13 protein-coding genes are annotated in these 15915 nt (G+C 65.1%); 8 read left to right on the top strand and 5 right to left on the bottom strand.

Annotation, left to right across the window (positions count from 1 at the left end; genetic code table 11):
• Both cyoD and MRBLST15_RS17760 read left to right on the top strand, forming a co-directional pair.
• Positions 1 to 333 (top strand): cytochrome o ubiquinol oxidase subunit IV, encoded by a 333-nt coding sequence (gene cyoD, locus MRBLST15_RS17755; RefSeq protein ID WP_025877422.1) that lies wholly within the window; start codon positions 1 to 3, stop codon positions 331 to 333.
• Between the two features lie 114 nt (positions 334 to 447).
• A complete protein-coding gene (locus MRBLST15_RS17760; RefSeq protein WP_099819954.1) occupies positions 448 to 1134 on the top strand; it encodes an SCO family protein in 687 nt (228 codons plus the stop codon).
• Between the two features lie 97 nt (positions 1135 to 1231).
• Here MRBLST15_RS17760 and MRBLST15_RS17765 read toward each other — a convergent pair whose 3' ends face one another.
• From MRBLST15_RS17765 to MRBLST15_RS17775, 3 genes are all read right to left on the bottom strand, one after another.
• On the bottom strand, positions 1232 to 1675 hold the full coding sequence (locus tag MRBLST15_RS17765) for a hypothetical protein (protein ID WP_367787113.1): 444 nt from the start codon (positions 1673 to 1675) through the stop codon (positions 1232 to 1234).
• A gap of 213 nt (positions 1676 to 1888) precedes the next feature.
• Positions 1889 to 2470 (bottom strand): S8 family serine peptidase, encoded by a 582-nt coding sequence (locus tag MRBLST15_RS17770; RefSeq protein WP_312704599.1) that lies wholly within the window; start codon positions 2468 to 2470, stop codon positions 1889 to 1891.
• Entirely contained in the window at positions 2470 to 4236 is a 1767-nt protein-coding gene (locus MRBLST15_RS17775; protein ID WP_312704600.1) for a S8 family serine peptidase, read from the bottom strand. The genes MRBLST15_RS17770 and MRBLST15_RS17775 overlap by 1 nt, the downstream gene beginning before the upstream one ends.
• A 317-nt stretch (positions 4237 to 4553) precedes the next feature.
• Here MRBLST15_RS17775 and MRBLST15_RS17780 point away from each other — a divergent pair, with 317 nt between their 5' ends.
• Positions 4554 to 4994 (top strand): DUF2231 domain-containing protein, encoded by a 441-nt coding sequence (locus tag MRBLST15_RS17780; protein ID WP_089237509.1) that lies wholly within the window; start codon positions 4554 to 4556, stop codon positions 4992 to 4994.
• Positions 4987 to 6297 carry a PQQ-dependent sugar dehydrogenase gene (locus MRBLST15_RS17785; RefSeq protein WP_312704602.1) on the top strand — a complete coding sequence of 437 codons (1311 nt, stop codon included), beginning with the start codon at positions 4987 to 4989 and terminating at the stop codon, positions 6295 to 6297. Before MRBLST15_RS17780 ends, MRBLST15_RS17785 begins: the two co-directional genes overlap by 8 nt.
• 111 nt (positions 6298 to 6408) lie before the next feature.
• On the opposite strand, the gene MRBLST15_RS17790 is transcribed toward MRBLST15_RS17785, so the two are convergent.
• The gene (locus MRBLST15_RS17790) at positions 6409 to 7071 is read right to left on the bottom strand and encodes an exopolysaccharide biosynthesis protein (protein ID WP_265951594.1); all 663 of its coding nucleotides are present in this window, start codon (positions 7069 to 7071) and stop codon (positions 6409 to 6411) included.
• 172 nt (positions 7072 to 7243) lie between these two features.
• On the opposite strand from MRBLST15_RS17790, the gene yidA reads away from it, so the two are divergent.
• From yidA to MRBLST15_RS17810, 4 genes are all read left to right on the top strand, one after another.
• Entirely contained in the window at positions 7244 to 8077 is an 834-nt protein-coding gene (gene yidA, locus MRBLST15_RS17795; RefSeq protein ID WP_367787116.1) for a sugar-phosphatase, read from the top strand.
• Between the two features lie 13 nt (positions 8078 to 8090).
• Complete coding sequence (locus MRBLST15_RS17800) at positions 8091 to 8378, top strand: colicin immunity domain-containing protein (protein WP_265951597.1); 288 nt, start codon at positions 8091 to 8093, stop codon at positions 8376 to 8378.
• Positions 8379 to 8662: 284 nt separating this feature from the next.
• Positions 8663 to 10978: a TonB-dependent receptor gene (locus tag MRBLST15_RS17805; RefSeq protein WP_367787118.1), complete on the top strand. Its 2316-nt coding sequence runs from the start codon at positions 8663 to 8665 to the stop codon at positions 10976 to 10978.
• Between the two features lie 191 nt (positions 10979 to 11169).
• Positions 11170 to 11478, top strand: coding sequence for a hypothetical protein (locus MRBLST15_RS17810; protein ID WP_367787120.1), 309 nt, complete (start codon positions 11170 to 11172; stop codon positions 11476 to 11478).
• Positions 11479 to 11517: 39 nt separating this feature from the next.
• On the opposite strand, the gene MRBLST15_RS17815 is transcribed toward MRBLST15_RS17810, so the two are convergent.
• Entirely contained in the window at positions 11518 to 15765 is a 4248-nt protein-coding gene (locus MRBLST15_RS17815) for an AAA domain-containing protein (protein WP_367787122.1), read from the bottom strand.
• Between the last annotated feature and the right edge of the window lie 150 nt (positions 15766 to 15915).

The following is a 15915-nucleotide window of genomic DNA, read 5'->3' on the forward strand; positions in this document are numbered from 1 at the left end:
ATGGCCCACGTCGAAACCTCGCGCGCCGGCAATGCGCACGGGTCCACCAAGTCCTACCTGATCGGCTTCGTGCTGTGCGCGCTGCTGACGGTGGTGCCGTTCGCGCTGGTGATGAACCCGGTGCTGTCGCGGCCGGTCACGCTGTTCCTGCTGGTCGGCTTCGCCGTCGCCCAGATCCTGGTGCAGCTGGTGTACTTCCTGCACATGGACCGCAAGTCCGAAGGTGGCTGGAACCTCGCCAGCTTCGTGTTCACCCTGGTGATCCTGTTCATCGTGGTCGCGTTGTCGATCTGGATCATCTGGAGCATGCACTACCACATGATGATCAACTGACCGTGGCCGGGGCGATCGGCATGGAGTGCGCGATCGCCCTGGCACCTCAGCCCTCTCTCCCCCCAGGGCAGGCCTGACCGAGACCGCGCCCACCTCGTGTTGGTGGTACCCGTGATGCGTGTTGCTTCCGTTGTTCGTTCCCTTCGCCTGCCGCTGCTTGCCGCAGGCCTGGCACTCGGCCTGCTGGCCGGCTGCAGCGCGCAGTCGCGCATGGATTTCTATTCCAAGGACATCGCCTGCGAGGAACTGGGCCAGCACTGGACCATGCCCGACAGCGCCGGCACCCTGCGTGGCCCGAAGGACCTGCAGGGGCAGGTGACCTACCTGTTCTTCGGCTTCACCAGCTGCCCGGACGTGTGCCCGACCACCATGGTCGAGCTGAGCCAGGTAAAGCACCTGATGGGCAAGGATGCCGATCAGCTGCAGGTGGTGTTCGTCAGCGTGGACCCGGCGCGCGATACGCCCGAAGTCGCACACACCTACGTGCACGCATTCGACCCGAAGGCGATTGCACTGGTGGGTGATGAAGCACAGCTCTCGGCGATGGCCAGTGACTTCAAGGCGTTTTACGAGAAAGAGCCCGGGCAGCTGCCGGACACCTACACGATGAGCCACATCGCCGGCGGCTACGTGTTCGACCGCCAGGGCCGCCTGCGCCTGTTCGCACCCTATGGCATGCCGGTGGAACAGCTGTTCTCGGACGTGCAGCGGTTGCTGCTGGAGCCGGAACACCCGGCTGCCGGCAGTGAAGCACTGGCCAGCTGTAGCCTCGCCCATAGCGACTCACTCGCCGCGCGCTGACGCTGGTGGGTGCCAACCTTGGTTGGCGCGTCCGGATCTGCTCCTAGTAGGTGCCAACCTTGGTTGGCACAGCTGTAGAGCCGAGCCCATGCTCGGCTCAGCGCGACCCGTCCCGACAGGGTCGCGGCTGACTAACGGCGTCAAGAGCCGACGTATCGATAGTGGAGACGGTCGGAGTCATCCAAGAACCCGACATGAAGGATGCTTGGTCAGGAATTCCGTCAGCGAACAGTACGCAATCGACAATAACGGTCCCGGCGTTGGCTCGATAGGCATCCACGGGTGGTCGCGAATCCCCCGGAATGGCAGCCATTCCAGTCATCGGAACTGTGAGGACCACTCCTTCGTCAAAATAGTCGTTGATTGCTTCGAAGATCTCGTCGATGACGTCTACTGGAACAAGAAATCGCTCTGACAGCACTTCGCGGTTCCTTGCGGAAATCGCTGCAACGAACTTCTGCAGTGCGGCGTACTGATCTCCAGTGATAGCAACATCCAACGTGCAGCCCCCGCCGAGTACCCGGCTCGATTGAGAGGACATCAGGATACGGCTGGACGCATTTCGTGCCACGTGGCGTTTGCGACATTCACTAGGGACAGCAGCCGAGCATAGGCTCGGCTCTACACGTCCACGGCACGCTCGCGGTGAGGGTCCCCGGTAGGTGTCGACCTTGGTCGACACGATCATCCATGCACCAATCCCCCGGCCGGCCAGGAGAGCCAACCGACCGGGGGCACCACGCAACGCCTTAGATCACTTCTTCTCTTCCCACTGCACCACGTCCGGCTCCGCCGCCTTGACGCCCGCGGTCGACAGCAGCTTGGTGCTCGCATCCAGCGCCGCATTCACCGAGGGGTACTCCACGATGGCCAGGCCAGCGGCCTTGGACACCTTCACCACGGTGCCGCCGGTGGCCTTCGCCGCGCGCTGTGCAGACGCCGCATCGGTAAAGAACACCTTTACCCGCGAGGTCGCCACCACCGGCGCACCATCATTGGATACCGCCGCCGCGAACTTGCCGGCACCGGCATCAGCGCCGCCTGCTGCTGCACTATCCAGCGAACGCTTGCTGCGCGCGCCGGTCGTGCTCGCCGCCGCCTGCGGGGTGATCGTGAACTGACCGCCGGCGGCCTGCTTCACGGTGGTCGAAGGAGACAGCTGGAAACGCGCGCCGCCAACGTCGAACGAACGGCCGGTGGCGGAGGCTTTCAGTTCCTGCGCATCCACGGTGGACAGGCTCCGGGCCGGTGGGGTCTGCCCCGAGCTCTGTGCCCAGGCAGGGGAGGTCATCGCCGCGAAGGCGAGGGTGCTCAACAGAATGGTCGTCTTCATCATCAGTGCCCCAGAACGCGGATCTTGAAGAATTCGAGGTTGCCACGCGATGCAGCGTTCGCGGCCTGCCCCATGTCGGTTACTTCCAGCGTCCAGGTGCCGGTGGCGTTTTCATCCAGGAAGGCATTGCTGGACAGCAGATCCCAGTTGGTGAAGTTGCGCTGCACGCCGCCGGTACCCGAACCGATGGCGGTGAAGGCCGGCTGCACCACGCTGCGCGTGCCACTGGGTGAAACCAGTACGAACTGCAGCTGGCGGGTGTTACTGTGGTTGACCCGGAAGCCCAGCTGCACCGACTCGATGTTGCGTGCGCCATTGGCCACCTGGAAGGTCAACCGCGCAGCCGCGTTGGTCGTGTTGCCGATGGCAACGGTGCGCGTCGTGGTGCGCCAGCCGCTGTCCACCAGCGGGCCCAACGACTGGAAGGTCTCGGCGACCTGCACTGCACGCGCCGCGTTGACCACACCGAAGCCGTACCAGTTGCTGTACGCGCGGTTGGCGGCGTTCACCGTCCAGCCCGGCACCAGCGTGCGACCGTCGGCCAGCGTCACTGCCGGCTGGTTCGGGTGGTTGCGGGTGGCGGTGGTGGCCAGGATGTACTTCACATCGCGGTAGGACAGGTTCGGATTCGCTTCCAGCACCAGCGCCGCCACGCCCGACACCATCGGCGCCGACGCCGACGTACCGTTCATCTTTGCGGTGTAGTTACAGGTGCTGTCGATGGCCGACAGGTTGCTGTCCAGCGTGTTCTGGCGGTTGGTGTTCTTGTTGCTGCCCTGCGTGCAGCCGGTCACGTCGGTGGTGACGATGGCCGGGTCGTACGCGCGCGCCACCAGGTTCGGTGCGTACTGCGCTTGCAGCCCGTATTCGCCACCGAAGGCCGACACCCACAGTGCCGAACCGGTGGACGAGTACGACGAACGCACGCCGTCGGCACGCACCGCACCCACGGTGATCACGTTGAACAGGTTGTTGCGCGGATCGCGGCCCGCCGGCACGCAGCCCGTATTGCGGTTCTTGGTATCGGTGGTGCAGACGTCCTGGGTCTGGCTGATCGAGGCGTTGTTGAAGTTGTTGCCGGCCGACTTTACGTAGATGCCACCGCGGCCACCGCGGGTGCCCGACAGTGCCTGCTCGTACGAACTCACCGTGTTCTGGCTGTAGGCAACGGGCAGGTTGGGGTTGCCCGGGCCCGCGCCCCAGCTGTTGTTGAACACCTGCACATCGGCCGACTCAGCGCCATCCCACCAGGCGTATTCGATGTTGCTCTGCTGGTTGCCCTGCGCATTGGACGCCAACACGTTGAAGCCCTTCAGCGTCGCCGCCGGGGCTACGCCGCGCACACCCAGGTTGTTGGCACCCACGGCACCGGCGATGCCGCCGACCATCGTGCCGTGGTTGTCGGCATCGGGATTGGACGGCGTCGGGTTGTTGGAGCCATTGGCGAAGTTCTTGCCGGCTACCGCCGCCACGTTCGCGGCCAGGTCCGGGTGGGCGATCTGCAGACCGTCATCGACAATGCCGATCACCACGCCCTGGCCACGGATGCCATTGCGGAACAGGCCATCGACGTTGAGATCATTGCCGGCCACCGGCAGCGTATCGGCTGGCACGGTCTGCCCGGTATTGAGCAGATGCCACTGGATACCCGCCAGCGGATCGGCCTGTTGCGCGTGGGCGGTAAGGGCCAGACTGCCCAGTACGAGGCCAGTGGCCAGGGCCAGGCGCGCAGAGCGCGGTGGCGCGGAGCGTTGCGTGTGTCGCTTCATACACGAATCCTTCTGTTGTGAATCGGCATGGCAGGACGGCGGGGCGGATCTGCCCCATCGCAACGAGCCAAACGCGACACAACGAACAACCCCCTACCTCTTCACACAGCCAATGTGCTGATGTGCCAAATGCGTCACAAACACTTATGCCGCCTGGTAATCACGACTGCGCCGCTCTGGCCTGAGCCCCGGTAGATGCCAACCTTGGTTGGCACCGCGCATCCACGCATGGCGTGGATCTACCAGGTCATCGCACCCCCTCCCGCCCCCCTGTGCTACTACAGCCCGTGCAGCCCTTCCCCGTACGGAGCACGACCATGGTCAACCCTGTCGCCCAGGCCCACCGCGGCCTCGGCACTACACTCTTCAGCCTGTTGAATCCGATACCGTTCGGCTTCTTCGTGGCCGGCCTCATCTTCGACATCCTCTACCTCAACACCGCCGAGGTGATGTGGGGCAAATCGGCGGCGTGGCTGATCACCTTCGGCCTGCTGATCGCGATCCTGCCGCGGCTGATCAATCTGTTCGCGGTCTGGCGCCGCAACGGCACCGCCACCGGCACCGACCGCCTCGATTTCCTGCTCAACCTGGTCGCCATCGTGCTGGCCATCTGGAACGCCTTCGTGCACAGCCGCGACGCCTATGCAGCTGCCGTACCGGGCACCCTCCTTTCCGCGCTGACAGTGGCGCTGATCGCGCTCGGTTTCATCCTGCTTTCGCTGCAGCAGCCGGTGCTGCAAGGAGCCCGTCATGGCTAAGCGCATCCTGCCCGCCGTGGGCGTGCTCTCGCTGGCATTGACGTTGGCCGCATGTGCCGGCAAAGCCGAATACCACCCGGCCGATCAGTCCGGTGCGCAGCCACCGCTGCCCGCGCCGCAGAACTACCTGATGCCGCCGATGCAGGTACCCAAGGGCGTGGGCTGGGCCGAGGGCCAGGCACCGTCGGTGGCCGACGATCTGAAGATCGAACGCATCGCTGCCAACCTGCAGCATCCGCGCCGGCTGCTGTCGCTGCCCAACGGCGATGTGCTGGTGGTGGAAGGCAACGGCCCGGGCGAAGAGCCGGTCACCACGCCCAAGCAGTGGATTGCCGGCAAGGTGAAGGCGCGCTCGGGCAAGGCCGGCAAGGGCGGCAACCGGGTCACCCTGCTGCGGCGCACGCCGGGTACCAACGCCTGGACCCAGCACGTCTATATCGAAAACCTGCACTCGCCGTTCGGCATCCAGCTGATCGGCGACACGCTGTATGTGGCCAACACCGGCAACATCATGAAGTACCACTACGTGCCCGGCGAAACCCGCATGTCCGACAAGGGCAGCGAGTTCACCGACCTGCCCAGCACCATCAACCACCACTGGACCAAGGAACTGCTGGCCAGCCGCGATGGCAGCAAGCTCTACGTGGGCGTGGGCTCCAACAGCAACATCACCGAGAACGGCCTGGCCGTCGAGTACCGCCGCGCGGTGGTGCTGGAAGTGGACGTGGCCACCAGCGGCAGCCGCATCTACGCCTCGGGCCTGCGCAACCCCACCGGCCTGGACTGGGAGCCGAGCACCGGCAAGCTGTGGGCAGTGGTGAACGAGCGCGACGAGATCGGTGCCGACCTGGTGCCGGACTACCTCACCTCGGTGCAGGAGCATGGCTTCTACGGCTGGCCTTACAGCTACTACGGCCAGCACGTGGACGAGCGCGTGCAGCCGCAGCGGCCGGACCTGGTGGCCAAGGCGATCCGCCCGGACTTTGCCATCGGCTCCCACGTGGCACCGCTGGGCCTGCTGTTCTATACCGGCCAGGCGTTGCCGGCGAAGTATCACGGCGGCGCCTTCATCGGCGAGCACGGCAGCTGGGACCGCTCGCCACTGAGCGGTTACGAAGTGGTGTACGTGCCGTTCAAGGACGGCAAGCCGGCCGGCCGGCCGGAAGCGGTGGTGAGCGGGTTCGCGTCCAAGGATGAGAAGACGCTGATGGGCGCGCCGGTCGGCATGGCCATCGATGCGGAGGGTGCGTTGCTGGTCGCCGACGATGTGGGCGACGTGGTGTGGCGGGTATCGGCGAAGTAACCGGCCACCCGCGCATCACCCGTGTTGTAGAGCCGAGCCCATGCTCGGCTGACGTGCGCAGCGCGGGGTTGCCATGTCCAAATGGAAGAGCAGCCGAGCATGGGCTCGGCTCTACAGCGCTGATGGTCCCGTGCGAAGCCCACTGAACACCGATTCGGCCGCAAAGCCCACACCGCCCAGCAGCACGCCGAAGTACACCACCGACGCCACCACGAAGCCGTAGCCGGCCGCCACTGCGGCGCCATCGCGCTGGATGAATCCGATCGCAAAGGACATCAGCGCCAGCGCGGGCAGCGTGTTGCTGAAGGGAATCGGTCCGGCCGGCAGCATCAGCAGGATCGTGGCGAACACCAGCGCCAGATTGTTCAACCGCATCATCTTCTTCGAGCGCACCATCGCTGCCAGCCGCATCGGCCGCGACAGCCGCTCCATCCGGTGTACCCATTTCAGGGCACGGCCCAGATTGGCCTTCAGCTTGTCGGTGGCGATCTGCTTGTCGGCCAACCGCTGCGGCACCCACAGCGGACGGTCGCGCACCCGGCTCAGGCCGATCAGCAGGATGGACGCACCGAATACCGTGCTCAGCCCGGGAATCGACACCGGAATCAGGAAGATCGCCGACAGCAGGATCACCACCAGCATCAGGCCCTCGTCGCCCAGCGCATGCAGCAGCGTGCCGACACGGATGTGGTCGCCGGGCAGGCCGTCGATCAGGTCTTCAATCTGCTGGGCCAGCGGGGCGGTGTCGCTGGTGTCGGGCGCTTGGTAGGTCATGCGTCGAAAGAATGTCCAGGGAAGGGCGGTCGATAGGGCCGTCCTGCGGTGGGGGACGCACAGGCCCGACGAGTATCTCCGGCCAGCGCTGCGCGGAGGTGAACGATCCATGAGGCCGGCAGCGCCAGGCGGCCTGGCCTAAAATGGGGGTCCCCCGCACTGGTTGAAGATGATGGACATGGGTCGCAGGCAATCGACCATCGAACTGGTCGCCATCGATATGGATGGCACCCTGCTGGACCTCGCCCACAAGCTCACTCCGCGGGTAAAACAGGCCATCGCCGAGGCGCGCGCGCTGGGCGTGCATATCGTGTTGACCAGTGGCCGCCCGGTGCCGGGGCTGGCGCCGTTCCTGCATGAGCTTGGCATCGAGGGCGACGATGACTACTGCATCGCCTGCAACGGAGGCCTGGTGCAGCGCATCGGCCCGCGCGAGACGGTGGTCGAGTATCCGCTCAGCTTCGACGACTTCGTGTACTGCGAACAGGTCGCCCGCGAGATCGGCGTGCATTTCCAGGCACTGGACGCACAGCGCATGTACACGCCCAACCAGGACATCAGCATCTACACCGTGGCCGACTCGCATCTCTCGCGCATGCCACTGTCATACCGCCGCGTGGCCGACATGGACCCGGGCATGTCCTTCATCAAGCTGATGATGATCGACGAGCCGGACGTGCTGGACGCGGCCATCGCGCGCCTGCCAACCGCATTGACCGAGCGTTTCGCGGTGCTGAAGAGCGCGCCGTTCTTCCTCGAAGTGTTCGACCGCCGCGCCGGCAAGGGCCCGAGCCTGCAGAAGCTGGCCGAGCACCTGGGCATCGACCGCGCCAACGTGATGGCCATCGGCGACCAGGAAAACGACCTGACCATGTTGCAGTACGCCGGCACCAGCGTGGCGATGGGCAATGCCATCGATGCGGTGAAAGCTACCGCGCGTTTCGAGACCGCGACCAACGCGGATGAAGGCGTGGCCAAGGCGATCGAGCGCTTCGTCCTGCAATGACCCGGCCAGCACCATGAGCCGCACGTTGATGGCGTTCGCTCAGTCCTTCGCAAGCGAGCGGATAACGGCGCAGATCTTTGCGGAGTCGTACATCGAGCTGTGGAAGATCGAGCGGGATCTCGGCTTGCTGCAGCAGGATGACGCAGTGCTTGCTACATGCCTGTCCGGCGTCTTCTGTGCTGCTGACATGTATTGCAATGATGACGCGGACCGTCTTGCGTATGAGCTTGATGCCGCCCAGCTGCATGCTGCTGTTGTTGCTCAGATCGATGAGTGGAAGCAGTCCGAGGCCACACGCTAGCCAGATTCAGTTCTATACCTGCGTATAGCCACTGGATACGCATCGCCATTGACGCTGTACCACGGCGGGATGGCGGATGCGGCAGTGCGATGCAAGAATTTCGCACGTCGAAATCACCCCGCCGCATCACCCGGAAGATCACCGCTTCCATCCGCTGCTGACCGGCGCGCACGGCGCCGTCATTCCTTCAACGCAATCGCCGCCAGCCAGCGCGCCGCACACCGGCGCTGCATCGCGCTGGGCGTGCGCCTGCGCCACCTTTCCCCTGCACCCTGGATCTGGCCATGAACATTCCACCTACGCTTATTGCCCTGGCGATCGGCACCGCTCTCGTTGCACCACTGCACGCTGCCGAGTCGACCGACGCCGCCCACGACACCCCCACCACCCTGAACGCGCTGCAGGTCATCGCCACGCCACGCGGTGCCGCCGTCGCCCCCACCCAGGTGGTCGGCCCCAACCGCTACGTCATCAACGCCACCGACCTCGACGCGATGGTGTCGGGCAACAACGGCCTGTCGATGTTGAAGAACGTGCCAGGTGCCAGCTATACCGCCACCGACGGTCTCGGTCTGGACATCTCCGCCACCAGCCTGTTCGTACGCGGTTTCCGCATGAATGAAATGGGCATCACCTTCGAAGGCGTGCCGCTGAACGACAACGGCTTCCTCTCGCTTACCGGCACCAGCGTGGTCAACGTCGGCGTGCCCGATGGCATCGGCTCGATCACGGTCAGCCCGGGCGGTGCGCCGGTCAGCGTGTTCTCCAGCAGCGTCAATGGCGGCAGCCTCGAGTACTGGCTGGCAGAGCTGCAGGACACGCCCAGCCTGCGCATCAAGCAGGGTGTGGGCAGCAACAACACGCTGGTCACCACGGTCTCGGGCCAGAGCGGCCAGCTGGGCGAACACGGCCCGAAGCTGCTGGTCGACCTGCAGCGCGTGTCGGCCGACAAGTACCAGGGTGCCGGCACGCAGAAGTTCCTGCGCGGCGACCTGAAAGCCCAGCAGGATGTGTCGTGGGGCGATTTCACCGTGTTCCTGTCCGACAGCAAGGCCGCGGTGTGGGGCTACAACAACATCTCCTTCGATATGATCCGCAAGCTGGGCTGGAAGGCCGACAGCTTCTATCCGGACTATGCGTGGGCGTACTACGTCGCCTCGCCCGAGAACGCCGACAAATCCTGCGGCGCCTACACCTGCGGAGAGCTGTCCGAGCTGATTCCCTACGACACCGGCCAGGTGACCCGCGACCGCGTCGCCTCGATCAACCATCGTTTCCAGATCACGCCCGCGCTCAGCGGCAACGTGCAGCTGTACAACGCCAACAGCCACACCCAGGCCACCCTGACCGACCCGACCGTGCCGTCACCCAACGGCGCGCCCTTCTCCGAACAGGTGCAGACGCCACGGCTCAACCGCTTGGGCGGCATGTTCAACCTGCAGTTCGAGGCCGGTGCGCACACCATCACCACCGGTTTCTGGCAGGAAAAGAGCAAGGCGGCGGCGAAGACTGAGTGGTACCAGCAGCCGCTGCTGGGCGAAGGCAAGCCACTGAAGGCCACCGGGCCGTTCGATGTGTACGGGCCGGCGTTCCAGACCGACAACGCATCAAGCTGGGTGACCCGTTCGCGGCAGTTCTACCTGCATGACAACTACGCTGTCACCGACACGCTGGTGCTGGGGCTGGGCTTCAAGGCGGTGGACTTCAGCACCACCGGCGGCGGCATCGGCGATGCACCGGAGCGCCCGGTGTCAGGCACGCTGCGTGCCAAGAGCAACTTTCTGCCGCATGTGTCGCTGTACTGGAGCCCGACCGACCGGACCGATGCCTTCATCGATCTGGCCAACACCATGAACGGCTATCGCGCGGCCCAGCGCGGCAACATCGGCTACACCGCCTCGGCCTGGACCATCACCGACCAGGAAGAGTTCGACCGCGTGGCCGGCACCCTGCGGCCGGAGAAGAACTGGAACCTGACCGTCGGTGCCAGCCATCGCTTCGACCGCCTGACGGTGACGGCGGACGTGTTCTACAACGACATCCGCAACCGGCTGCTGTCGGCGGCGATCGGCACCCAGTTCGCACAGATCAATACGGTGCGGCTGATGCCGAAGATGCACGTGATCGGCGCCGATCTCGGCATCACCGCCGACCTCACCGATCATCTGCAGTTCTACCAGGGCATCGCACTGGCGCGCTCGTACTACGACAGCGATTTCGTGGTGGGCGACACCGTGTACCCGATCAAGGGCAATGCACAGCCGGGCTATCCGCAGCTGTCGCTGGTCAGCGACCTGTCCGCGCACTTTGGCGGCTGGCGCTTCGGTGCCACCAGTACCTCGTACTTGCGCCAGCCCTTCACCTATGAAAATGACATCCGCGTGCCGACGTTCTGGCAGGTCAACGCATACACAGCCTACAAGCTGGGGCCGGACAGCCTGGTGCCGGGCCTGGAGCTGCGGCTGGACGTGAGCAACCTGTTCAACCGCAACAACATCGGCACCGCCACCATCGCCGGTTCGTCGTTCTCGGGTGACTACCAGACCCTGCAGCGCAGCGCACCGCGGCAGGTGATGTTCAGCACCTCGATGTCGTTCTGAGATACGGATGGGGTCGGATCCCTTTGCCACGCAAAGGGCTCCGACCCCATCCTCGGTTTGCACGATCTGCACTGATTTCGTGGCACCAACGCAAGGTTCCCACAATGTTGCTGGGTCATCCTGTACGCATGGCACAGCACAACCCCCGTTTTCCTCCGGTCCGCAGGCGCGCCCATGGACGTGCGCGTCCGGTGCCGTTCGCCGCACCGGAGGTCGACCTGGAGGCCGAGTACCAGTTCTGGCAGATCTATGACCGCGTGGTCCGCCCCTTGCCCGGGGGCGGGTTCCGCCTGGCTTGGCTGGTGCTGCAGACCGTGTACCGGGCGCGGGCGCGCCATCCCGACGACACCCACAAGCTCGCGCTGTCACGCGTGCTGTTCGGCGCGAACATGACCGCCGACCGCGCCGCCGAGCTGGAGGAGCTGTATGGGCTGGTCAGCCGCCGGCTGGCGGCGGTGGCGGTACGCGGCCAGGATTCTTTCCGCAGGCTGGCGCCCTGATCCGTCCCGCAACACCCACCACGCGCGACACCGCCTGCGTCAGCTGACCTTGCAGGGCATGCAGATCCGTCCCACCCCGCCAGCACCGGCGCGCAGGTCAGGGTCGAAGAATTCCTCCTGGCTGCGGATCTGCCCGCAGCGGCTGCAGACCTTCTTCTCCTTCGATTCCAGCCCCTGCACCTGCTCGATCACTTGATCGACCGCAGCCGAGCGGATTTCCGTACCGGCCACTTCAATCAGGCGATAGAGCCGGTCGGACAGGGTCTGCACCGGGTCGCTGCCGAGATTGAAGCGGTTGATGCGCAGGAAGCGATAGCCGTAGCTTTCCAGCGTCAGCTGGCGCTCGACATCGGCCTCGACCAGATAGCGCTCGTGGTTGCCCACATGCACCAGCTTGTCGCGGCGGAAATGGAACTCGAAGCCGTCGTACTCGATCACGATCTGCAGCGCGCCGCGCACGGTCTGCACGGTCACCAGGAAGTCGACGCGCCACGCCGGGTGCTGGTAGGTCGGGTCGAGCTGGCGCAGGTAGTCGCCCACCGGGAACTGCGGAATGATTTCCACCGCATCGCCATGTTCCAACACGAAGGGCGTCTGCTGCAGCCACTGCAGCACCTTCGATTCCATCGGGCTGCGCGCGTCGGTCTGCGCGGCGTCGGACGCGGGGCGATCCAACTGGCTGGCGTAGTAACGCAGCGCATTGCCGATCGCACCGCGGAACGCATCGACCGGCATCGAATGGACGAACCAGATCGCCTCCTGCGCACGGGAGAAGCCGACATTCAGGCGCTGCACCTTCAGCTTGTCCTCCACCGCATCCACCGCGCCGGTCAGGCTGACCGGGAAGATGTAGTTCAGCGCATCCTGGCCGGCGGTCGCCACCATCGAATAGAAGATCAGCCCGCGCTCCTCACCCTGGCAGGAGTCGACCGTCATCACCTTCAGGCGAAGCCGCTCCTCGAACTCGCGGCCGCGCGGATGATTGAACAACGCCTTGGACAACAGCGTCTGCTGCTCACGGAACGGCGTGATGATGCCTACCGTAGGCGGCGCATCGGTATCGAGCAGTTCGACCAGGCGCTCGGCAATGAAGGCCGCTTCGGCGTCGTTGGTGCTGCGGCTGGTGCGGTGCCCGCTGGCATCGACCTGGCTGAAGCGGATCACCTCCTGCAGTGGCCGGCTGCGGATCTTCAATGCCTGCAACTGGTGGTTGTAGAAGGTGGAGGACGAGAAACCAATCAATTCCGCATAGCTGCGGAAATGCTTGCGCAGCATCACCGAGTACGAGGCCGAGAGCGAACAGAACTCCAGCACCGACCGCTTCACATCGAACATGGCCAACCGCTCCAGCACGTCGGCCTGCTGGCTGACGTTGGCGCGGAAGTAGTTGACCAGGTCCGAGCGGTACTTGTCGTTCAGCGCGATGCTGGCGTTGGCGGCCTTGACGTTGGAGAACTGCTTGGAGTCGCCCAGCACCACCACCTTGCGCGCGCGCAGCAGCGCTGGCAGCGCCTGCGCCACTGACACCTGCGAGCCTTCGTCGATCACCAGTACGTCGAACAGGTCCGGCGCCAGCGGCATGTACTCGCCGAACTCGCGGATGCTGGCGATCATCACCGGGAATGACTCGCGCACGCTCTCGAACTTGTCCACGGGGAACTTCTGCCGGTTGGCGATCACGCCTGCCAGCGCCCGCGCGTCGGCACGATGATGGTCCATGAAGCTGATCAGGCGCCCATCCACGTGGGCATTCATCACCGAGGTGTTCAGGCGTTCCAGCTTGGTCTTGGTGCCGACATAGTCGTACTGCGGTGCGTCGACGAAGGCCTTGCGCGTGGCCATCCAGCCCTGCAGGAAGCGCAGGGTCAGCGCCCACAGCGCCGGGTCGTCCTTCGGCTCGGCCAGCAGGGTTTCGACGATGGCCGGATTAAGCCGTGCCAGCAGGGTCATTGCCTGCCGTGCAACCGCCGCACCCGGTCCCGGCGCGGCGCCGTGGGCGATCTGCCGGTAGCTGGCCGGCAGCTGCGCGCCCAGACCTTCGGCCTCCAGCTTCATGCGCAGCGCGTTTGCGCCCTGCACGATGGCCTGCAGGGCCGCTGCATCGTGCTTGAGCAGCAGTGGCCGGGTGGTGCCCAGCTGGTTGAGCTGTAGTTCCAGCCCGCGTACCGCATTGCCGCGCAACAGATAGCCCAGCACCGGCATCTTCAGCTGCTGGTACTGCAGCAGGATCGTGCCCAGCAGCCGTACCTGGTCGGCATCCAACGACTCGAACAGGTCCCAGCCGTCGACCGGTCGGTCGGCAACGAAGGCCGTTGTCACCGCATCGCGACGGATGCGCTCGTCCAGCGACGCCGGGGTGTAGTCGGTGCTGCCGAACAGATCGGCCAGATAGACTTCAAGCACGTCCGCCTGTGCGGTCACCGCTTCCAGCTCGGTCAGCACGTTGGCATCCATTACCGCATGCACCTGCTGCAATACTGCAGGTGCGCGTTCGCCCAGTTCCGCTTCCTGCTCGTGCATGGTCTTCACTGCGGCGAGCGAGACACGCCCCAGCGTCTGCACGGTGCTGGAGATGGCCTGCCGGAGGGTCTGCGCCGTGTCCTGCCGCTCGCTCTCAAGGGCGGGCTGGTTGGCCTTCATGGCCTTGGCGAAGGCCGAAATCTGGCTGATCGTGCCGGTGGAAGTCAGGCGCTTGAAGTTGGCCGCCTGCTGGCCCAGCCGCAGGATCGGGTTTGGGAAATCGCGATCGTGGCGAACCCGGCTCATCGCATCGGACAGCTTGTCGTACACCACGTCCAGCGCCTCGGTCTTGTCCGACAGCACCAGGCAGCTCTTCTTGTTGAAGGCACAGTCCGCGGCGATGGCGGTGATGGTGTGCGACTTGCCGGTGCCGGGTGGTCCTTCGACCACGACGATCCGCCCTTGCGGCTCGCGTACCGCCAGCAGGATCTTGCGCTGTTCCTCGTTCAACGGGATGGGCGAATCGAACACCATGCGCTCCACCAGCGGCAGCGCATCCCACGCCGATTCCACCCGTTCCCCGATCGGTTCGGGGTTGCGCATCAGCACGCCTTCCACCATGCCGTGGAACAGGTCCACCAGCTTCGACCCACCGTTGCGGGCCTGGTCGATGATCTCCTCGAAATCGTTCAGCAGTGCTTCGTCGGCGCGCTCGAATGCAGCAAGGTGCAGGGCCGGCGACAGCGCGACGGTGGCGGTGGACGCCTCGCTCGCGGACGAAGAAAGGGAGGCCTCGCCGCCCAGATCCACCGCATTGGCCACCTGCCGGAACAGCGATGCGGCCACTTCGAACAGGCTTTGTGCCGGATCGAGGTACTGGATGCGCTCCTGGATCGGCGACACCCACTCGCGGGCCATGCCCACGGCCAGCTCCTGCAGCACGAAGTCGATCGCGCGGCGGTTGGCGAACAGACGGTTGCTGAGCGTCAGGGTGTAGCCGGACCCATCCTTGGCCCGCACCACGTCCAGCGGCAGGTAGAACACCGGGTACTGCACGCCCGCGTACTTGAGCGTGCCCACGTAGAGATACAGCTGCAGGCCATCACCGGTGGCGACATAGGTTTCCAGGTCGCGGAACTCATGGAAGGCGTCCGCCGCCACGAAGTTCTCGAAGAAGGCCATCAACGCGCTGATCGTGCCGTCGCGGGTCAACTGGTGCTCGCAGGCCAGCTGCAGCGGCAGCTCGTCGCCGGTGGCGAGCAGGCGTGCCAGCACTTCCGGCAGGGTCTGGTACAGATCGACAACCGCGCGGGTGACCAGGTCCGATTCCGCCGCGTGCAGCGAATCCATCACCCAGTACGCCTGGCCCTGCAGCGGGCCGGCCAGATGCGCGATCAGCGGCCGCACCACCTGCACGCACATCGCATCCACCGAGGTGCCCTGCACCAATTCCACCCAGGCTTCCGGGTCTTCCAGTGCCCCTGCCACGCTGGCGCGCGCCTTGTCGAGCACGGCCACGCGCACCGTGGCGATGGCGGTCTCGCTGATGGCATTCACCTGCTCTTCGACAATCCTGCGCAGCGTCGCGCTGATCGGCCGGGTATAGCTGCGCGGGCCGATGGTGAAGGAAAGTTCCTCACCGGAGGGCCGGCTGAGCAGCTTCCACAGCTCCTTGTCCAGCGCCGGATAGGGCGCCGTGCGCATGCCCGCGCGGAAGCCGGAGTCGCTGGTGAGCACGATGCGCCGCCGGGGGGCCTGCGCGCGCTTGAAATCGGACTCGAGGAAATCGCGGAAGTACTGCGAGATCCGCACCGCGATCTCGCGCATCTTCGTTTCACCCAGTGGCCCGCCGACGTCCCCCCGAGATTGAGTAGCGAAGCGGTTTGGAGTCCAATCCTCAATGAGAAGGAGATTGGACGTGAAGAAGCGCTTTTCCGAAGAGCAGATCATCGGCTTCCTACGCGAAGCTGAGGCCGG

The organism is Stenotrophomonas sp. LST15-1-1.1 (assembly GCF_040815575.1).
Taxonomy (GTDB): domain Bacteria; phylum Pseudomonadota; class Gammaproteobacteria; order Xanthomonadales; family Xanthomonadaceae; genus Stenotrophomonas; species Stenotrophomonas lactitubi_B.

Excerpts from the sequence above, each read along its gene's own strand:
- MRBLST15_RS17770 (WP_312704599.1), bottom strand. The coding sequence starts at position 2,470 with ATGATGAAGACGACCATTCTGTTGAGCACCCTCGCCTTCGCGGCGATG.
- yidA (WP_367787116.1), top strand. The coding sequence starts at position 7,244 with ATGGACATGGGTCGCAGGCAATCGACCATCGAACTGGTCGCCATCGAT.
- MRBLST15_RS17775 (WP_312704600.1), bottom strand. The coding sequence starts at position 4,236 with ATGAAGCGACACACGCAACGCTCCGCGCCACCGCGCTCTGCGCGCCTG.
- MRBLST15_RS17805 (WP_367787118.1), top strand. The coding sequence starts at position 8,663 with ATGAACATTCCACCTACGCTTATTGCCCTGGCGATCGGCACCGCTCTC.
- MRBLST15_RS17760 (WP_099819954.1), top strand. The coding sequence starts at position 448 with ATGCGTGTTGCTTCCGTTGTTCGTTCCCTTCGCCTGCCGCTGCTTGCC.
- MRBLST15_RS17765 (WP_367787113.1), bottom strand. The coding sequence starts at position 1,675 with ATGTCCTCTCAATCGAGCCGGGTACTCGGCGGGGGCTGCACGTTGGAT.
- MRBLST15_RS17785 (WP_312704602.1), top strand. The coding sequence starts at position 4,987 with ATGGCTAAGCGCATCCTGCCCGCCGTGGGCGTGCTCTCGCTGGCATTG.
- MRBLST15_RS17815 (WP_367787122.1), bottom strand. The coding sequence starts at position 15,765 with ATGCGCGAGATCGCGGTGCGGATCTCGCAGTACTTCCGCGATTTCCTC.
- cyoD (WP_025877422.1), top strand. The coding sequence starts at position 1 with ATGGCCCACGTCGAAACCTCGCGCGCCGGCAATGCGCACGGGTCCACC.
- MRBLST15_RS17780 (WP_089237509.1), top strand. The coding sequence starts at position 4,554 with ATGGTCAACCCTGTCGCCCAGGCCCACCGCGGCCTCGGCACTACACTC.
- MRBLST15_RS17800 (WP_265951597.1), top strand. The coding sequence starts at position 8,091 with ATGAGCCGCACGTTGATGGCGTTCGCTCAGTCCTTCGCAAGCGAGCGG.
- MRBLST15_RS17790 (WP_265951594.1), bottom strand. The coding sequence starts at position 7,071 with ATGACCTACCAAGCGCCCGACACCAGCGACACCGCCCCGCTGGCCCAG.